This is a genomic window from Acinetobacter sp. AR2-3, from assembly GCF_001878775.1.
Taxonomy (GTDB): domain Bacteria; phylum Pseudomonadota; class Gammaproteobacteria; order Pseudomonadales; family Moraxellaceae; genus Acinetobacter; species Acinetobacter lwoffii_D.
Genome location: NZ_MJIQ01000038.1, coordinates 103,476 through 122,363, shown reverse-complemented (window position 1 = coordinate 122,363; position 18,888 = coordinate 103,476). Strand labels below are relative to the sequence as shown.

General features: G+C 42.3%; 15 protein-coding genes and 3 pseudogenes. 9 read left to right on the top strand and 9 right to left on the bottom strand.

What is annotated here, in order from left to right; all coding sequences use genetic code 11:
* From BFN00_RS07555 to BFN00_RS07540, 4 genes and pseudogenes are all read left to right on the top strand, one after another.
* A pseudogene (locus tag BFN00_RS07555) lies at positions 1-348 on the top strand (sulfite exporter TauE/SafE family protein); the annotation flags it as partial.
* 123 nt (positions 349-471) lie between these two features.
* The gene (locus tag BFN00_RS07550) at positions 472-1,776 is read left to right on the top strand and encodes an RNA-guided endonuclease InsQ/TnpB family protein (protein ID WP_005101271.1); all 1,305 of its coding nucleotides are present in this window, start codon (positions 472-474) and stop codon (positions 1,774-1,776) included.
* Between the two features lie 61 nt (positions 1,777-1,837).
* Positions 1,838-2,254, top strand: a pseudogene (locus BFN00_RS07545) (sulfite exporter TauE/SafE family protein); the annotation flags it as partial.
* A 134-nt stretch (positions 2,255-2,388) separates the two neighbouring features.
* A complete protein-coding gene (locus tag BFN00_RS07540; RefSeq protein ID WP_004281581.1) occupies positions 2,389-2,856 on the top strand; it encodes a hemerythrin domain-containing protein in 468 nt (155 codons plus the stop codon).
* A 410-nt stretch (positions 2,857-3,266) separates the two neighbouring features.
* Here BFN00_RS07540 and BFN00_RS07535 read toward each other — a convergent pair whose 3' ends face one another.
* Entirely contained in the window at positions 3,267-4,145 is an 879-nt protein-coding gene (locus BFN00_RS07535) for an EamA family transporter (protein ID WP_071850933.1), read from the bottom strand.
* A gap of 363 nt (positions 4,146-4,508) precedes the next feature.
* On the opposite strand from BFN00_RS07535, the gene BFN00_RS07530 reads away from it, so the two are divergent.
* Entirely contained in the window at positions 4,509-5,687 is a 1,179-nt protein-coding gene (locus tag BFN00_RS07530) for a hypothetical protein (RefSeq protein WP_071850932.1), read from the top strand.
* A 7-nt stretch (positions 5,688-5,694) separates the two neighbouring features.
* Here the strand turns inward: BFN00_RS07530 and BFN00_RS07525 are convergent.
* The 3 genes and pseudogenes from BFN00_RS07525 to serA all read right to left on the bottom strand — a co-directional run bounded on the left by BFN00_RS07525 (position 5,695) and on the right by serA (position 8,970).
* A pseudogene (locus BFN00_RS07525) lies at positions 5,695-6,627 on the bottom strand (IS5 family transposase).
* Between the two features lie 119 nt (positions 6,628-6,746).
* Positions 6,747-7,613, bottom strand: a complete 867-nt coding sequence (locus tag BFN00_RS07520) for an EamA family transporter (protein WP_071850931.1) — start codon at positions 7,611-7,613, stop codon at positions 6,747-6,749.
* Between the two features lie 124 nt (positions 7,614-7,737).
* Positions 7,738-8,970: a phosphoglycerate dehydrogenase gene (gene serA / locus BFN00_RS07515; protein ID WP_071850929.1), complete on the bottom strand. Its 1,233-nt coding sequence runs from the start codon at positions 8,968-8,970 to the stop codon at positions 7,738-7,740.
* Positions 8,971-9,324: 354 nt separating this feature from the next.
* Here serA and BFN00_RS07510 point away from each other — a divergent pair, with 354 nt between their 5' ends.
* The 4 genes from BFN00_RS07510 (at position 9,325) to craA (ending at position 13,411) form a co-directional block, all read left to right on the top strand.
* Entirely contained in the window at positions 9,325-10,734 is a 1,410-nt protein-coding gene (locus BFN00_RS07510; protein WP_071850927.1) for a D-2-hydroxyglutarate dehydrogenase, read from the top strand.
* A gap of 141 nt (positions 10,735-10,875) precedes the next feature.
* A complete protein-coding gene (locus BFN00_RS07505; RefSeq protein ID WP_071850925.1) occupies positions 10,876-11,253 on the top strand; it encodes a hypothetical protein in 378 nt (125 codons plus the stop codon).
* A gap of 78 nt (positions 11,254-11,331) precedes the next feature.
* On the top strand, positions 11,332-11,916 hold the full coding sequence (locus BFN00_RS07500; RefSeq protein WP_071850923.1) for a hypothetical protein: 585 nt from the start codon (positions 11,332-11,334) through the stop codon (positions 11,914-11,916).
* A 265-nt stretch (positions 11,917-12,181) separates the two neighbouring features.
* Positions 12,182-13,411, top strand: coding sequence for a chloramphenicol efflux MFS transporter CraA (gene craA / locus BFN00_RS07495; RefSeq protein ID WP_071850921.1), 1,230 nt, complete (start codon positions 12,182-12,184; stop codon positions 13,409-13,411).
* Between the two features lie 179 nt (positions 13,412-13,590).
* Here craA and BFN00_RS07490 read toward each other — a convergent pair whose 3' ends face one another.
* The 5 genes from BFN00_RS07490 to BFN00_RS07470 all read right to left on the bottom strand — a co-directional run bounded on the left by BFN00_RS07490 (position 13,591) and on the right by BFN00_RS07470 (position 18,886).
* Positions 13,591-13,887, bottom strand: coding sequence for a DUF3817 domain-containing protein (locus BFN00_RS07490; RefSeq protein ID WP_071850918.1), 297 nt, complete (start codon positions 13,885-13,887; stop codon positions 13,591-13,593).
* 120 nt (positions 13,888-14,007) lie between these two features.
* Positions 14,008-16,191, bottom strand: a complete 2,184-nt coding sequence (yccS, locus tag BFN00_RS07485; RefSeq protein WP_071850964.1) for a YccS family putative transporter — start codon at positions 16,189-16,191, stop codon at positions 14,008-14,010.
* Between the two features lie 126 nt (positions 16,192-16,317).
* On the bottom strand, positions 16,318-16,860 hold the full coding sequence (gene sodC, locus BFN00_RS07480) for a superoxide dismutase family protein (protein WP_071850962.1): 543 nt from the start codon (positions 16,858-16,860) through the stop codon (positions 16,318-16,320).
* 122 nt (positions 16,861-16,982) lie between these two features.
* On the bottom strand, positions 16,983-18,113 hold the full coding sequence (locus tag BFN00_RS07475) for an AI-2E family transporter (protein WP_502686041.1): 1,131 nt from the start codon (positions 18,111-18,113) through the stop codon (positions 16,983-16,985).
* A 128-nt stretch (positions 18,114-18,241) separates the two neighbouring features.
* Entirely contained in the window at positions 18,242-18,886 is a 645-nt protein-coding gene (locus BFN00_RS07470; protein WP_064094557.1) for a ParA family protein, read from the bottom strand.
* Positions 18,887-18,888 lie beyond the last annotated feature (2 nt).

The following is an 18,888-nucleotide window of genomic DNA, read 5'->3' as shown; positions in this document are numbered from 1 at the left end:
ATGGAAATAGAGATCATCATCAGTCTGGTTGTCTTTGCATTTTTTGCAGGGGCGATTGATGCTGCCGTGGGTGGTGGTGGTCTGATCCAGATCCCGGCAATTATGGGGAGTTTACCGCATTTACAGCCTGCTACGGTCTTTGGCACCAATAAACTCGCGTCCATTTGTGGCACCGCTTCTGCGGCATTTTCCTATCTGCGTCAGGTAAAACTGCCGTGGCTGCTCTTGGGCGTGATTGCACTGTGCAGTTTTGTCAGTTCTTTTATGGGTGCAGCCAGCGTTACGCTAATTCCAGTCGAGATTCTTAAGCCTTTTGTGCTGGTCATGTTGATCGTGATCGCCATCTATCTTTAGTGTGAAAGAGGACTCCACCCAACATTAGGGTGGAGGTGAATTTCACGACTTTTTTTTAGTGCAATATGATAGAATAATTTGCATTAAGTTTCTGTATCTAAATAGATTTAAGGCGAAATGAAGATCAACAAAGCGTACAAATTTAGGCTTGAGCCTAATGCGGAACAAGAGCTTGTTTTAAACAAGTTGCTTGGCTCTGCACGTTTTGTTTGGAATCAAATTTTAGCTGTATCATTTGAGATGCTTGCTAAAAATGAGCGAATCAACAAAGTTAATTTAGTCAATAAAATTCCTGAATTACGCAAAAAACCTGAATGTGCTTTTTTAGAAAAAAGCTCTAATGGTGTTTCACTCCAACAAAAAGTCCGTGATCTTGGTGATGCTTGGGCTAAATTTTTTGATAAAAAAGAACAAGCCAAGTTAAAGCAAAAACCATTTAAGCCTAAAAAACCAAGATTCTTTAAGTTGACCGATGGCAGTGAAATTCAGCTTAGACCACTCATGCCACGATTTAAAAAGAAATCTGATGGTTATGATTCAATTCGCATTGTTCAATTTGGCAGATATTGTTGGGTTAAAGGTAATCAGGTTAAGTTGCCTAATGACATTGGCGTTGTGAAATTCAGAAAATCACAAGAGATTCTTGGTGAAATCAAGAATGTCACAATCTCAAAGCATGTTGGAAAGTGGTATATCTCTTTCGGTGTTGAAAGCACAATAGATGCACCGATTCACCCATCCAAATCAGCCATTGGTGTTGATCTAGGTGTTAAAAAATTAATTACAACATCTAGTGGTCAGGTGTTCGACCCGATCAATAGTTTTAAAGCTAATCAAGTTAAATTAGCTAGGCTTCAACGCAAGTTGAAGAAGAAAACCAAGTTCAGCCAAAATTGGAAAAAGCTCAATTTAAAGATCAATAAACTACACCATCATATTGCCAATATTCGGCATGACTACTTGCATAAAGTCACTACAACTCTCAGCAAAAACCACGCAATGATCGTAGTTGAGGACTTAAAAGTAGCCAATATGTCGAAGTCAGCAAAAGGTACAATCGAGAACAAAGGAAAGAATGTGAAAGCCAAGTCAGGCTTGAACAAATCAATTCTTGATCAAGGTTGGTCAATGCTTGTCAAAATATTGGAGTATAAGCAACAATGGCGAGGTGGTTTACTCGTTAAAGTTGACCCTAGATATACAAGTCAAACTTGTAGCTCATGCGGTCATGTAGCGAAAGAGAATAGACAAACTCAATCTAAATTTGAGTGTGTTGAATGTGGCTTTAGCGAGAATGCGGATATTAACGCTTCTCGCAACATTTTAGCGGCAGGACATGCCGTTTTGTCTGTGGAGGGTCGATGCGGTAAAGGTCGCCCTGTGAAGCAGAAAGCAAGTGAAATCCGTGAGGAAGTCACCTAAGAGCTTTTGCTTTTAGAATCCCCCCACTTGAGATAAAATGAAAGTGAGGGGAGTATGTCAAACCTTAATGAAAAAACAGTTCGGCCAGGTGCATACCGAACAAAAACTGAATCGGAAAATGCTGATTCTGGCCGCTTTGGGCAGTCTGGCGATAGGCTTTTATGATGGTATCTTTGGTCCGGGCACCGGCAGTTTCTTTATTTTCTTTTTTATTCGCTATTTAAGCGTCGACTTCCTGCATGCATCGGCTTTATCGAAAATTGCCAATTTCACCACCAACCTGGCCGCCTTAAGCTTTTTTATTCCCAGTGGCAATGTGCTGTTTATGGTTGGGGCAATGATGGCGGTAGCCAATATTTGTGGTTCCTTGGTCGGGGTGCGCTTGGCATTTAAATATGGCAGTGGCTTTATCCGGATTTTATTCCTGATTCTGGTCAGTCTGCTGATTTGCCGGATGGCATACCAGATGTTTTTTTAGATCTAAACCCGATGTAAATCATTCTCGATATTAAAATTTCTTAACAAATCACTGTATAAACTGCGTCTGAACCTGTTCTGAAAATCTTCTAGAATCAATGATATGAAAAATAAAACAATCGGAGAAATATCGGAATGACGACTATTTTTGAAGCATTAAGAGAGAGTCATGAGATTCAGCGTGATCTTGCAGAAAAATTATTACAGACTTCCGGGGATACACCAGAACGCCGCGAGCTGTTCAAGCAACTCAAAAATGAATTATTTGCCCATGAAGCTGCGGAAGACCGTTATTTTTATATTCCCTTGATGATGACCGATTCGGGCCTGAATATTACCCGCCATGCCTTGGCGGAACATCATGAAATGGATGAAATGATCGAGGAATTAACTGCAACTGAATTGAGTAATCCAGGCTGGATTGCCATTGCTAAAAAACTTTCCGAAAAAGTGCATCATCACTTAAAAGAAGAGGAACATGGTTTCTTCCAGCAGGCCGGTAAAATTCTGGGTGAAGAGCAGAAGACCGCTTTAGCAGTGCAGTACAAGAATGAATACCAGCGTTATAAAGACATGAAAAAAGATATGCTGGTACAAAACTAAACATCGAAAAGATGACATTTGATTAGCTACTTTTCCATAACTTATAACTCAAATTAGATGTATGAGTTATAAGTTATGCATGTTTAGCTTAAGAAGATGATTGTACAGCCTCATTTCTTAAAAATTTAAATGCTTTTGTGTAGGCAATCTCCATACTTTGGAAAGACCCAAAGTAGGCAAAAGTCTTTTGTTACCCATACACGACGTCCTGTCGTGATGGGTAACATGTGGCATCCTTGCCACACTCGCGTATCAAAAATCTCTTTATTGCAACTAGGGCATCTGATCATCTTTTTATCTGGAGATATGGGATTTTTATCCATTCATCTATTTTTTTAGTTATATCAAAGGGGTAAAGTGAAGAGATTAATGATGAGATATATTTAGTTGTTCAAATTCCAATAAGCCTTTTAGGTATTCTTTTCTCCCGATCCTTGACGGGCGGCACGTACAGTCACGCCGACTGATGCCAGCATGATACAGATCAGTGCCACGGTCTGAAGAAGCGTAATTTTTTCGCCTAATAGTACAAAACCGGCCAGTGCAGCCAAAGCCGGAGACAGGCTGGACAGGGTACCATAGCTGGTTTTATTCAAATGCTGAAGTGCCTTTAAATCCAGAGCATAAGGAATGGCTGTTGCCAGTACAGCAATGCTAATTGCCTTGCCCCAATGTTGCGTATCAATCAATGCGGGCGTGTTGTTGTAGAGACCGATAGGTAGCAGACACAAAGCCGAGATACTGATGGCAATGGTCAGCGCATGCATGCCGATATTCTGCTGAACTACGCGTTGCCCGAAGAAAATATACAGTGCCCAACATAAACCCGCACCTAAAGCACAGGCGGCGCCCAGAAGGTCGAAATTACTACTATTGGCCTGTCCCCATGGCACCATTAACGCAATGCCTAAAATGGCCATCAATACCCAAATATAATCACTACGATGTTTGATCGAGAGCAGGGCCAGACCTAAAGGACCAATAAACTCCAGACCGACTGCAATTCCCTGCGGTAATCTTCCTAGAGACAAATAGAATAAAATATTCATGACCCCTAAAGCGGCGCTATAGCAGAGTAAATCCCGCCATTTCAAAAAAGGCAAACGGGAAATAATTTTCCAGGAACGGAACATCACCCCAACAATAATTGCTGCAAAGCACAGCCTTAAAATGGTCACAGTAATCGGATCCAGCACACTAAACAGCTGTTTGGCAAAAGATGCACTGATCTGGTAGGAGGTCATGGATAAGACCATGAACAATACGGCAAGGAGTTGGGTGTTTGGCATGAAAGCAGCTTCTACCCAGAATGGGTGAAAATGAGAAATAGGGGAAAGTGAAATTATAGCAAACTGGTTAATTTTTAATGAGTAGGGCAAGGAAATATTTTGCCGATGCGAGCTTAAATTTTGATTCAATCAAGTTAAGTTTTGGCCCAATCAAATACCTAAAGATTTTAAATTCAAAGTTAATCTTCTATGTCATTGCGGTTACAAATTAATCAATTTTTAAATTGATCTTGTTTTTATATTATTAAAATATCTTAGACCTCGTGATTCGGGTTAGCTTTAAAATAACAATGAAAACATCTTAGATCCCGTGTTTAGGGACAGAATTAAAATAACAATATCAAATAATTAAGGTAGATAATAATGAAATTAAGAATACTTTCTTGCGCCATTTTGAGCTGCATGCTGGCAGCATGTGGTGGTGGCTCCGATAGTTCTGATAATAATGAACCAGTCACTAGTCAACCGGCACCGACCAATCCTGGAACCCCGGGTGATGGAGCATCAGACAGCATTTCTGAATTCTATAACTATCAATTCAACTTACCGAATATTGATGGATCAGAGATGGAATCGCAAAAACTTCTATTAGCCAGTCATAAAAATAAAATTACTGACGGCATATTATATGCGGATGATAACAGCGCTGTTGATACTGAATATGCGATTGAAGAGGATATGGTTTTTCCAATTTATGTCACAGAGCAAGGCGTGTTCCCTACAGATCGTACACTTACGACATTAGGTTATAAGCTGGAAAAAGTATTGGAAAATACACCGGACAGATTTACGAGCCGCCCTGTAACGATACCGGAAAACAACATCAGTAATCATCGACACATAGCGTGGTATGACCTGTCTGGTAAGGCATTAACTGAACGCACTAATATTGCTGTGGTGAAGATGTATGATGATACTGAGACCCGGGTATTCTTTAATATTGATAATACGACAGCCGCTGACCATAAATATTATAATGAGTTTGCAAGCAACTTTGTTGGTTTACAAAAAGCCCGTACCTTCCCGAATGGATCTAAATGTTTCCGTCTTCTGGCGGAACATCCTGAAGAAGAATATATTGAATTTAATCGGGGAGAAAAAACTCGGTATACCACACTGGCTGAATGGCAGGCACAAAGCTCTGTCCAGGAAATGGCAGAAGCTATTATAGATGGCACCATGGCTGGCTTAAAATATAAAAAGGCCGAATATAAAGATGCTGCTATGCAATATTACAAGTATTTCGGTGCGATCGAATATCAAGGCGGAATTTATTCAGTTGATTTCTCGGAACATGGGGAACATATTGATCACGACGACTATATCGCTCAATCAAGACAGGCTGCCTTGGATAACTTGAATCAACAAGAAGGTGTAACTTCTTTAATGATCAAATGGACAGAATATATGTATGATCAGCTTGCCTCTGCATGTGATGGCTATAATGTGACAGCAGCAAATGCATTAAATACTGCAATTAAAGACGCAACACCACGTGGCTTTGTTGCACAAAGATTTGAAATGCAAAGCGCCCCTAATTGAGCCAAATTTAAGGCGTAACTTGGGTAAGTGGTCGACCTAATTCCGTAAATCTGTTAAGGACGGCTACACGTGCATGGATCTCATTCACTTGGCTATCAAAACTCCTTGCACTGAGCTTATCTCCTAATAATTTGATGCAATGCATCTTAGTTTCAACCAAACTTCGACGATGATAGCCTGACCATTTTTTCCATAGTGTCCTGCCTAAACGTTTAATTGTTCGAAGTAATTCATTTCGCTCTAGCGAGCTACTCTTTGTATCTTTCCATGGTTTCGCATTTTTTCTAGGTGGAATCACCGCATGCGCTTGCCGATCTGCAATGACCTGACGGTATTGCTTGGTGTCATAAGCTCCATCGGTATAAACAGAGTCAATCTGCTCATCTTGTGGAATCTGATTAAGTAAATCACCAAGCACCTGTGAATCACTGACATTATTGGTTGTAAGCTGAACTGCTCGTATTTGCAGGGTTTTGGCATCTATACCAATATGTAGTTTACGCCATTGGCGACGATATTCAGGTCCATGTTTCTTGCGTTTCCATTCGCCCTCACCTAGAAACTTCATCCCTGTAGAGTCCATGAGTAGATGCAGCCCATCGCTACTTTTTTGGTAACTGATTGCAATATCAATATGCTTTTGTCTTCTACAAAGCGTGGTGTAATCTGGTGGTGTCCAATTTAATCCGCAAAGTTTAATCAGACTTTGCACAAAGCCAGTGACCATACGTAAAGACAGACGAAATAAAGATTTAATCATTAAGCAGCATTGGATGGCTGCGTCGGAGTAGGTTTGATTTCGCCCTTGTTTGCCTTTTGATGGCGCATACCATTACGTAGCAGGATCAAACCAAATGGCAATATTTCCGCGACTCATGAGTGCTCGGTTATATGCGGGCCAATTGGTTGTGCGGTAGATTTTCTGTGTAGGCTTCTTCATTTGAAAATTATATCGCTGAAAAAGCCTTTACAGATAGGTTTGTGCAACAAAGCCACACCACGTTAAAATTTGAAAATAAGTAATCTTAAATAAAGGCGCTCTAGCGCCTTTATTTTTATTCAATGCTTCCTTTTTTGTGCTGTCACTGTACAGCCTACCGAAGCACTGATAATCGTGGCCAATGCCAGCCACTGTGTCCACAACAAGGTTTCACCCAGAAACAATAGGCCTGAGAGTGCGGCAATAGCGGGTTCCAAACTCATCAAGGTGCCGAAACTCAGTGCGCTTAAATTACGCAGGGCAATCATTTCCAGTGTGAAAGGCAGGGCATTGGCTAGTACTGCCAAAGCCACAAGATACAGCAAACTCATCGGTTCAAAAGTATGTGCCGGCATGCCTGCAAAGAGCGCAATCGGCATCAAAACCAGCATACCGACAAACATGCCTAAGCAGACAGTATGATTGCCAGAAACGCCTGAAGGTCTTTGGCCGGCAACGATATATAAGGCCCAGCAGGCACCTGCACCCAAGGCGAATGCCATCCCAATCGGGTCAAGCGGCTGGGCAGCCTGATCAAAAGGGAACAGTAGAATTAGCCCTAGAATCGCCAGTCCGACCCAGACAAAGTCGAATTTCTGACGTGCATAAAACAGGGCAACACTTAAGGGGCCAATAAATTCAAAAGAGACGGCAATCCCCAGCGGCAGGCGATCAATCGACAGGTAAAACAGTAGATTCATGCCAGCCAGGGCAAGGCCATAACTGATAATGGCCGGCCACTTGATCTGTCTGAAATGGATTTTCCAAATTTTAAAAATCAGTGCCAAAATCATAGCGCCTAACAGCAGACGCATTGCGGAAACAGTCAGAATGGGAAATTGACCGAACAGATATTTGGCAAAGGAGCCACTGCTTTGCATACTGATCATGGCGATCAACAGAATTAGTGGCGCTTGCACAATAGGTGCAATTTTAAAATTCAGCATGACTAAATAGGTTTCGATTGCTCGAATAGCGGAAGAGCAGCATAAGCTGAAAAAGGTTTAAAAATACAAACCTTAAAAATAAAAAACCACAGCCCGAGAGCTGTGGTTTTTCTACAATATTGAATTAGAACAATACGCGTGCGCGGATTGTACCTTCAACATTCGAAAGCATATCGAGTGCTTCATGAGATGCAGCAGCATCGACATCCATCACCAGGTAACCGACATCGCCTTTAGTCATCAGTGACTGGCCAGAGATGTTGATGCCTTGTTCAGCAAACAGGTTGTTGATTTTAGACAACACGCCCGGAATATTTTGGTGGATGTGCAGTAAACGGTGTTTGCCTTCAGTCAACGGCAATGCGATTTCTGGGAAGTTCACCGCAGAAAGCGTCATACCCTTGTCAGAGTAAGCTACGAATTTCTCAGCTACTTCCAGACCGATGTTCGCTTGCGCTTCCATGGTCGAACCACCCACGTGCGGAGTTAGGATCACGTTTGGCAGGTTACGCAATGGAGAAACAAATTCTTCACCGTTCGCTTTAGGCTCTTTCGGGAATACGTCAACCGCAGCACCAGCAATATGACCAGATTTGATCGCATCTGCCAGGTCTTCAATCACGACACAGGTACCACGTGCCGCATTCAGGAAGATTGAACCTTCTTTCATTTGCGCAAACTGTTCTTTGCCAAAGAAATTACGAGTAGATGGCAGATCCGGAACGTGTAGAGTAACCACATCTGCATTGGCAAGTAATTCGCCCATAGAGCCGACTTGACGTGCATTACCTAAAGGTAGTTTTGTGACTGCATCATAGTAGGTTACTTTCATGCCTAGGCTTTCAGCCAGTACAGAAAGTTGTGAACCGATTGAACCGTAACCTACGATACCTAAAGTTTTACCACGTGTTTCGAATGAACCGACAGCCGATTTGTTCCAACCACCTGCATGTGTATCTGTTGATTTTTCAGGTACACGGCGTAGAAGAAGAATAGTTTCTGCCAATACCAGTTCAGCCACTGAACGCGTATTTGAGTAAGGTGCGTTAAAGACTGGAATACCGCGACGCATTGCAGCATCCAGGTTCACCTGGTTGGTACCGATACAGAAGCAACCGACAGCAATCAGTTTGTTCGCAGCTTCAAAGACTTCTTCAGTCAGTTGAGTACGGGAACGAATACCGATGAAGTGAGCATCTTTAATCGCTTCTTTCAACGCTTCACCCTCAAGCGCAGTTTTACGATAGTCGATGTTGGTATATCCAGCAGCATTTAGAGTGTCGATTGCATTCTGGTGAACGCCTTCTAACAACAAGAAACGGATTTTATCTTTAGGTAGAGATAGATGTTGGCTCATTACGGCTCCGCTACAAAGGCCAAATTTAGTCGCGGTATAATAGCACAGGAAAAGCACACTTATACATTTCCTTGATGACGCTCACATCAGCTATTCTGGCAAGATATATTGATAATAATGATCATGCTGGTTGATTTAAATCTGCATTTTCAAAGGTATATTATCAAAATTGTCATTTTTCACAGGAAACACCAAAAAATAGCTTATAATATTGCGCCATGCTTTTAAAGCAGCGTGATCCGGTGCTTTAATAATCATGTTTCGCCTGATTTGTATCCATGTTTTTATGTATAAAAAATGTGCAAATGAACCAGCGAAGTCTCTCTTGTTTAAATCATGCTAGGTCTGTAAACGATGAATGCTCCAGTCGCTTTAACCCCTGAGTTATTGACCCAATTGACTGCAATTGTGGGTGAAAACCGTATTAAAACCGATACGGACAGCCTCCAGAATTGGGGTCGCGATCATACGAAGCACTTTGATCCAAACCCGTCAGTCGTCGTTTTTCCGTCGTCAACTGAGCAAGTTCAAGACATCGTAAAATTGGCAAACCAATTTAACGTTGCAGTGACTCCATCGGGTGGTCGTACCGGTCTTTCTGCAGGTGCTGTCGCAGCCAATGGTGAGATCGTGGTCAGCATGGACAAGATGAACCAGATTCTGGAATTCTTCCCGGCAGACCGCATGGTGCGCGTACAGGCAGGTGTGGTGACTGAACAGTTACAGAACTATGCTGAAGAGCAGGGCATGTATTACCCAGTTGACTTTGCTTCGGCTGGTTCATCGCAAATTGGCGGTAACATCGGGACCAATGCTGGCGGCATCAAAGTGATTAAATATGGCATGACCCGTAACTGGGTGCTTGGCCTGACTGTGGTGACGGGTAAGGGCGATGTATTGCGTCTGAACAAAGGCATGATCAAGAATGCAACTGGTTATGCACTTCAGCATTTATTTATTGGTGGTGAAGGGACGCTGGGTCTGGTGACTGAAGCGGAAATCAAGCTTGAACGTCAACCGCAAGACCTGCAAGTGATGGTACTGGGTGTACCTGACTTTGATGCGATCATGCCGTTATTGCATGCCTTCCAGGCGAAAATTGACCTGACTGCATTTGAGTTCTTTGGTGAACTGGCAATGCAAAAAGTGTTGGCACATGGTCACGTGCAACGTCCATTTGAAACTGAATGCCCATTCTATGTATTGCTTGAGTTTGAAGCGCCGTTTGAGCCGATTATGGACAAGGCGATGGAAATCTTCGAGCATTGCATGGAACAAGGTTGGGTGCTGGACGGCGTAATGAGCCAAAGCCTGGATCAAGTAGAAAGTTTATGGCGTTTACGTGAAGATATTTCTGAATCTATCGCGCCATTTATTCCATACAAAAATGACATTTCCGTTCTGATCACGCATGTTCCAGCGTTCATTAAAGAAATTGATGCGATTGTATCGACGAATTACCCAGACTTTGAAATCTGCTGGTTTGGTCATATCGGTGACGGTAACTTGCACCTGAACATTTTGAAACCTGCGGATTTGTCTAAAGATGAGTTCTTTGCCAAATGTCAGGTGGTGAACAGGTATGTCTTTGATACCGTGAAAAAATATGACGGTTCAATTTCTGCAGAACATGGTGTGGGCATGACCAAGAAGCCATATCTTGAATATTCGCGTTCGGCGGAAGAAATTGAATATATGAAAGCCCTGAAAAAAGTGTTCGATCCAAATGGCATCATGAACCCGGGTAAACTTTTCGATCTTTAATCGGTCGAAATTGAAAAAAGCGCATCGAAAGGTGCGCTTTTTTATTGCTGTGTAAATACAGTTACAGAGTCTAAATGGTTTTGTATTAAGAAGCTCGGCATGATGGGGTGGAATAAGAATGACGATAAAGGGTTAAATAATATGTTCCGGATATTGGCAGTTGCAACTCTCGCTTTTGGTCTATTGGGTTCAGGCTGTGCAACTGCTCAACAGGTCATTGCAAAGGTACAGTCATCTTCGGATACGCCTTTAGAACAGGTTTTACAATTAAGACCGGACTTGCGTAAAGAGCTGGCAACGGTTGAATTGCGCCAGTTCTTTGACAAGGTAGAGTCGCCCACGATTGGACAGGTCAAAGTCACTGAAACCGGTTTAATGGATGATTCGGTACGCTCAGTGCAGACCATTTATTATTTTAAACGGGAAGATAACAGCTGGATGCTGCAAAATACCGAGAAGTTGTATCGTTGTGCACGAGGCTCAAATACCAAGACTTTCCAAAAAGCGGTTTGTCCTTAATAGTGTTTGATCTTTAGGCAGATTTTGATTAAAAGCGTATCTAAGGATGCGCTTTTTTGTTTTGGGAAGGGGGAGTTAATGGACTCAAATATATTAGCCGCTACAATTGGCGTAATTGGAGGATTTTTAGCTTCACTCTTATTATTCTATCTAAATAGGTTTTATACCAATTACGATAAAAGAAAATCAGAAAAAATCCTACGAGAAAAATTATTGTATCGTGAGAAAGATAGTGAACTAGAGGCAGATCAAAATTTTATTTTTTCTTTACCTAATTTGAAAAGAGAAGTGTATTTAAACTGTCATATCAATTGGGATAGCGGAATCACTCTTAATATGATAAAAGGTAATGAAGACTTAATCTGGTTTTTAAGATTTTGTTGGCTAAGCTTAGTAAGATTTTTTCCTCAAGATCATTTTTCAACAGAAGGACATGTTAATTATATTGATCAATTTATCATGGATAGGGCTAACTATCATTCCTCTAGATTAGACTGTAATGACCAATTAAAAAGTGGGAGCATTTCAAAAATAACGCTAGGATATTCAATAGCAAAAGATATTGATCAACTAATTATAGACTTAGTAGAACAAATTCTTCATTTTGAAAATGTTAGAAAAGAAAAATGGTTTCAAGAGTGGAATTCAGTAGAGTCTATTTGATTTTTATAAATTATTAGAATATAGATGAATAATGTATCCTCCATTGATTTGTAATGATTATAAGTACTTTTCATTTCACGGCTTTTCAATAATTTTCATGAATTAGATAATTTGGTTTCCAGTCACTAAAAGCAAAAATAATATTTTGAGTCGGTCATTAAAAAAGAGAACGGACTTAAAAACAGGACTCTGCTAAAATTCCTTCTTTCTATTTTAGATAAAGTTTAGTCTGCTTTCACTGGGCAGACTGACAATAAAAACTCCCATGCAAAATATCCAGACTCAAAAACTGACCCGTGCCACACTCATGTTTCCGCTGGCATTGGTCCTGTTTGAATTCTCCGTCTATATCTGTAATGACCTGATCCAACCAGCCATGCTGGCGATTACCCGTGATTTTGGCGTGAGTAGTTCATGGGCACCATCCTCCATGTCCTTTTTCCTGTTGGGCGGGGCATTTGTCGCAGCGATCTTGGGGCCATTGTCCGATCGTCTCGGACGTAAAATGGTACTGCTCGGCGGTGTGGCATTTTTTACCCTTAGCTGTCTGGCTATTTTATTAACACCCAATATCGAAAGTTTCTTATTTCTGCGCTTTTTACAGGGCTTTGGCCTGTCCTTTATTACCGCTGTAGGTTATGCCGCCATTCAGGAAAGCTTTGAAGAACGCGATGCCATCAAAGTCATGGCACTCATGGCGAATGTATCTTTGCTGGCCCCCTTGCTAGGACCAGTGCTGGGCGCTTTTATGATTGATCATATCTCCTGGCATTGGGGTTTTATCGGCATTGCATTTCTGTCATTTCTGAGCTGGTTCGGCCTGAAAGCCAAAATGCCAACCCTGAAAGTCAGTATTCCCAGACAGCCGGTCAGCTATATTCTGGATGACTTTAAACAGGTTCTAAAAAATAAGCGCTTTGTGATTATGACTGTAGCCTTGCCTTTGGTGAGTTTGCCCTTGATGTTATGGATTGCCTTGTCACCGGTGATTCTGGTCGAGCAATTTGGATTCAGTAGTGTGCAATATGGTCTGGCGCAGTTTCCGGTCTTGGGCGGTCTGATTGCAGGTAATCTGATTCTGCTGAAAATTATCGATAAAATACCGCTGGGCAAAACCGTATTATTGGGTCTGCCATTGATGCTGTTAGGTGCAGGTTTATTGATGTTGGGCTTATTGATTCCAGAGTATTTTGTCCATTGCCTGATTATCGGTACCACCTGTATCAGTCTCGGTGAGGGTGTAAGTTTTTCGGTACTGTACCGTTTTGCACTGATGTCTTCTGAAGTATCCAAAGGCACGGTGGCCGCGACGGTTTCTATTATCCTGATGCTCAGCTTTTTTGTAGTGATTGAAGCAGTACGAATGGCATATGAAGCCTACGATATCTGGGCCTACTGTGCTGCCTCTTTGATTCTGATTGCACTCTGGTTTACTTTGCCGCGCATGCAGCTCAAACAGTTAATGCTGGAAAGACAGGAGCGTGGGGAGTTTTGATTCCTTATCGAGGGAACTTATAAATTATTGAAATCATATGTTCAGTATTGAATTTCCCTCTCCTTTTAGGAGAGGGCTAGGGTGAGGTTAAGTATTTAATAAGTTCCCTCTCTCTAACTCTCTCCCAAAGGGAGAGAAAATTTTCTTTTGACTTATCTAATTATATTAGGATTCTACAATTAAGCTTCAGCGGGCTGTTCTAGCTTCTTCAATTTCATATCAAACAGGAATGGACCGAAAGGTAGAATCGAAGCGATTAAACCCATCACAAACGTGCTGAGAGACCATTTCTGTTTTTCACATACCGCAAATAAAACCACCAGAAATAGCACAAACAGTACCCCATGACCCATACCGACATATTTGACCAGAATCGGATTATCCATCATATATTTCACTGGCATCGCGATAAATAACAGCAGCAGGAATGAAATCCCTTCAAGCAAACCGACCAGACGCAAAGTTTTGATGTTCATAATACATATTGATTTAACCGAATTAGTTCTGAGTGTACCGAATATCACCTGAATATTGAATCTTAATAATAAAGATATATTCAATATTTTTAATAAGTTATAACCAAGTAAGGTAGTTGGTTATTTAATCTCGGCACCTAATAATTCATGACGTAATTTTAGTAATTCCGGTAAGGTTTCCAACAATAAACTGATCTGTTTCAACACCAAAAGCAGATGTGCTGACTGGTTTTCCTGGGTACTTAAGCGTTGAATTTCTGCCAGTTTATGATCGATGTCGTAGGTATCTAAAGGCTGTTGTTGCAGCAATACCCCAGTTAAGGTTTGCTGGCACCAGTGCATTAAATCCAGAATTTGTGTATCAGTAACCTGCTCACGGTGACTCCCCAATGCTGCAATATAACTGAGTTGGCTATGACTATAGACCAGATAGCGAAAGGCACTTTTGACCAGTTGCGGATCTGGATTCGGTTCGGTACTCAGACTTGAAATCATGCTGGATAAATCAATCTGTGCATTGTGGGCCAGACGCCGTGCAGTCCGGTAAGCAATACTGTTATCTTTACCGTTTCGATATTGCTCGACCACTGCAGAAAAATAGTTCAGTGTTGCATGTGATGATTTTTTGATATTGCTGGAAATATTACGAAAATTCCAGTCAGGCCAGATCCAGCTTACTGCCATCCAGGCAATCAGACAGCCTATGAGGGTATCAATGATACGCGGTAAGATAATGGCATAACCGGCACCTTTCAGGTTGAAGATCAGGAGTACCATCAAGGTCGCCATGAGGGTTGCCATGGCATATTTTTTGGAACGCAGATAGAAAAAACCGACACCAAAAATCACTGTCAGCAGCAATTGTCCTTCGATACTTGGTACAAAATACAGAATGGGAACACCCAGCATGACCCCTAATAATGTTCCCAGAGTCCGCAATTTGAGCCGGCTTTTGGTGGCAAAATAACTGATCTGACAGACAAACAGGCTGGTCAATAAAATCCAGTAGCCATTTTTCGCAAAGGGTAATAATGAAATGACATAGCCGACTAGAAATACAATGGCAATCCGCACGGCATGCCGAAAGAGTGCCGATTGCGGACTTAAGTGCGGTTTGAGTTTCAGCCAGAGATCTGTGCTATCGCGAATATCATCATCAAACAGGCTCAGGTCATCAAAATGCTGCTGATAGCGTGGCTTATACAACGCCTGTTGATCATGCAGGTGTTGTAACTGCTCATGTACACTGAGCAGATTGGCCAGAATAAGCTGTAAATTTTTAACTTCAATATTCTGTGGATGCTGGGTAATCCAGTCCTGCATCGACTCCTGTAAATGTTTCAATGCCAGTTCATCATCTGTAGACAGATAAAATTTTTCATTGCGCAGCACACAGTCTGCCAAATGCTGACAGGCAAGGGCTTGCAGGCGGATATTTTTCTGAATCCGGAAAATCAGGTCAGTGCGGCTAAAATGCTGTTCGATCTGTTCATAATGCAGATAATTGGCTGTGGCCTGTTCATGAATATCCTGCATCAGAAAATACAGATTCAGCCAGTAAATGGTGTTACGATTGGCACGCGAAGCTTTGAGTCGGGTCAATAGCGAATCTTTGCTACGGTTAAAACTCTGAATGACTAAAGTATTTTTAAGTGACAACTCATAGAGCAGGTTTTCAACATTCGGATGCTGGTCTGGATCAAACAGTTTGGCTTTACTCAGCAGTAAATCCGACATGTGCTGCAAGCTTTGTGCGAGATTTTCCTGAACCTGCAAAGTAGGACGCAGCAGAAAAAATAGAATAGACGTCAGGCCGTACCATAGCGCCCCAATGACAAAATAAAGCGGCTGTTCATACCAGTGCTGATATTCGCCCAGGCCGAACATGGTATAGATTGACAGTAAAATGGTGCCAAATGAAATCATGGCATAACGTTGGCCTAATGCACCCATTAGAATAAACAGCGCACTCGACAGGGATAGCCACAGTGCAAACCAGAATTTATGTGGAGCAAGAAATTCCAGAATGCTGCTGACACTAAAAAACAGAATGATGACCAGTAACAGGTTGCGCAAACGCAGGCTTAGCCGGTCATCAAAATCAGTCAGTGCCGTGGCAATTGCCCCTAAAGTTACTGGAACGATCAAGAACTCATAACCCAGAAATTTCAGACCGAAAGTGGTACCTAAAAACACTAGCAAGATTTGCAGGCAATAAGTCATCAGCGCACTAGACTGAAAGGGCAGCAGGACAGGTTTTATAATTTTAACAAAAGTAGCAGTCGCAGGTCGGGCAGCATTCACAAGGACAGGATCCGGGAAGTAAAAACGCAAAGTTCTGAATGCAATTTAGACGCCAAAATAAAGGAAATGTCTATAAAAAACGGGCATAGTGCCCGTTTTTCTATTGAGTCATTGGCATGAAGGTGTTTAGATCACACCACAGGCAATACGTTCACCGCCGCCGCCCAAGGGTAATGGGTTGTCTGAATAGTTGTCGCCACCGGCATGAACCATAATGGCACGACCCTGAACATCAGCCAGTTTCAGACGTGGCGCAAGCAGGGTGACACGTGCAGTTCCATCTGTATTGACTTTCAATGCGGGTAAATCACCTAAGTGACCTGTCACTGGTGTACCGTGATGCGGTGCCTGATTTGGATTGTAATGGCTACCTGCAGCCAGTGCTGCACCCATCTTGCCGTCTTTCATGGCAGGCGCGCATGAACCATTTTCATGAATATGGAAACCGCGTTCACCCGCAGGAAGTCGTTTCAGGTTGGTACGAATGACCAGACCGGCTGGGCTGTCACTGAGTAATACGGTCCCAATCTCTTGGCCCACACCTTGAGCATTTACAGCATTCACAGTCACAGCTCTGACCACTTCATTTGATGGGGAGGTTGATGCACAACCGGTAAAAAGTGCGGCGCTTAACGCGCAAAGTGTCGTAATTTTAAACAATGAAGACATGATTTTGGCATCCTGATCTTTATTCTGTTTTGTGAGTTCATTTAAACAGAGCAAAATCAGAAGCTCTATATAGAATCAGTACTTAAATGTTTTGTTTTGTTTAAGTCGATTCTATCTATGCTTTAAGGTGCTTTGGGCGGTGTGTCCTTGGTTTCTGGATCAATTTCATGTGCCATGGTGGCTTTAGGCATCATTAAAGGTTCGTTCAGATTACTTTCATGTAACCATTCACGCCAGATTGCAAGCAGCACAGCCAGAATCACCGGGCCAATAAATACCCCGACCAGACCAAAACTGGCAATACCACCCAAGACTCCAAACATGATCAGTAGGAAAGGAATCTGGGTTGCGCCAGAAATCACCAATGGACGAATCACGTTATCGGCGGTACTGACAATACAGACACCCCAGACCATGACCCCAATGGCTTCAATGGTTTGTCCTTGTGAAAACAGCCATAGCGCCACCGCACTATAGGCGAGAGGCGGACCAAAGGGAATCAAGGCAAAAATAAAGGTCACAATGGTTAAAACCATCGGATTCGGCACACCTGCAACAAAATAGCTCAGACCTGCCAACAAGGACTGTGCAATCGCAGTCAAACCGACGCCATATACTACGGCACGTGTGGTTGCAGAAATGGTGGAAAAATAATGATGTACACGTGGACCGACCACCATTTCAAAGGCTTTACGCACCTGATTTAAAATGGTCTGACCATCACGGTAGAAGAAAAACAGCGAAAGTATCGCAAAACATAATTTAAAGATGTTTTTACTAACTTCATTCAACACCACTTTGCCGTAATTCAGATGGCCTTGAATCCAGGTCGATACCGACAGTGCAATACTCTGCGGATCAGTGTTAATTTCATTTAAGGTTCGGGTAATTTCCTTGCCGACAATCGGAAGCCCGCGAATAAAATCAGGGACATTCAGGTGACCGGAAAAGACCTGTCGCTGCAATTCAAAATACAGGTTACGACCTTCGTGCTGCAGCATGAAAATGGCGAAAATAAACGGCAGACCAAAGACCAGAATCACGGCCAAGATCATTACGGTTGCACTTAATGTCGGTCGATTGCCGCATAGGCGTAACACCGATTGATACAAGGGCCAAGTCATATAGGCAATAATGGCTGCCCAAACTACAGGAATGATGAAATACTTGAGTATATGAAAACTCAAAAAAATCAGGATAAAGAACAATCCAAATAATAAGACTTTTTGTAATGTAGGCGCGTACTGTTGCACTGAATTTAATGACTCATTTTTTAGGTCGTGTTCAGGCATATTAACTGAAAAAAAAGCGATCGAAAATGATAGCTAGCCAAGTAGCGAGATTATTTTCCCAAAGCTATACCACGATTCAGAGGATTGACTCAAAACCACTGACTCGGATCATCAATAATGGCATTCAGTACCGGTTGCCATTGATCCTGCAGTTCCCGGTAAATTTTTTGTTGTTTATCAAAGACTGAAAGACCTTCCATCGCTAAACGGCTATAAGGGGCGCGTTCCGAAATCCAGGCCACCGGCTGTTGGTCGATTTTGTCAAAAAATTGTTGTATATCCTGATTGCTGGCTGCATTTGCTTTGGTGCGATTGGCCAGAAGCAAAATTTCGACCTTGCCTTTGCGGATACGTTTAATGTCCTGTAAATGTTTGAGAAAACGGCGGGTTGAATCGATATCAAAAAAAGAAGGCTGGATCGGGATGATAATCGCATGTGCTTCACTGACCAGCTGTTCCGCATGATCGTCACTTAACGCACCTGGTGCATCAATAATCAGGTATTCAATCTGCTTGGGAGCATCACCAATGGATTTGCTATTGCGCCAGTCCAGACTTTGAATAGGTGCCGCCTGTGCCGGGCGGTGCTTAAGCCATTGCAATGTGGATTTCTGGTTGTCGGCATCGGCCAATGCCACTGTATAACCCTTTTGTGCGAGTGCTGACGCCAAACTAATGGCTGTCATGGTTTTACCACAACCGCCTTTCTGATTCGCAACTAAAATTGTTTTCATGA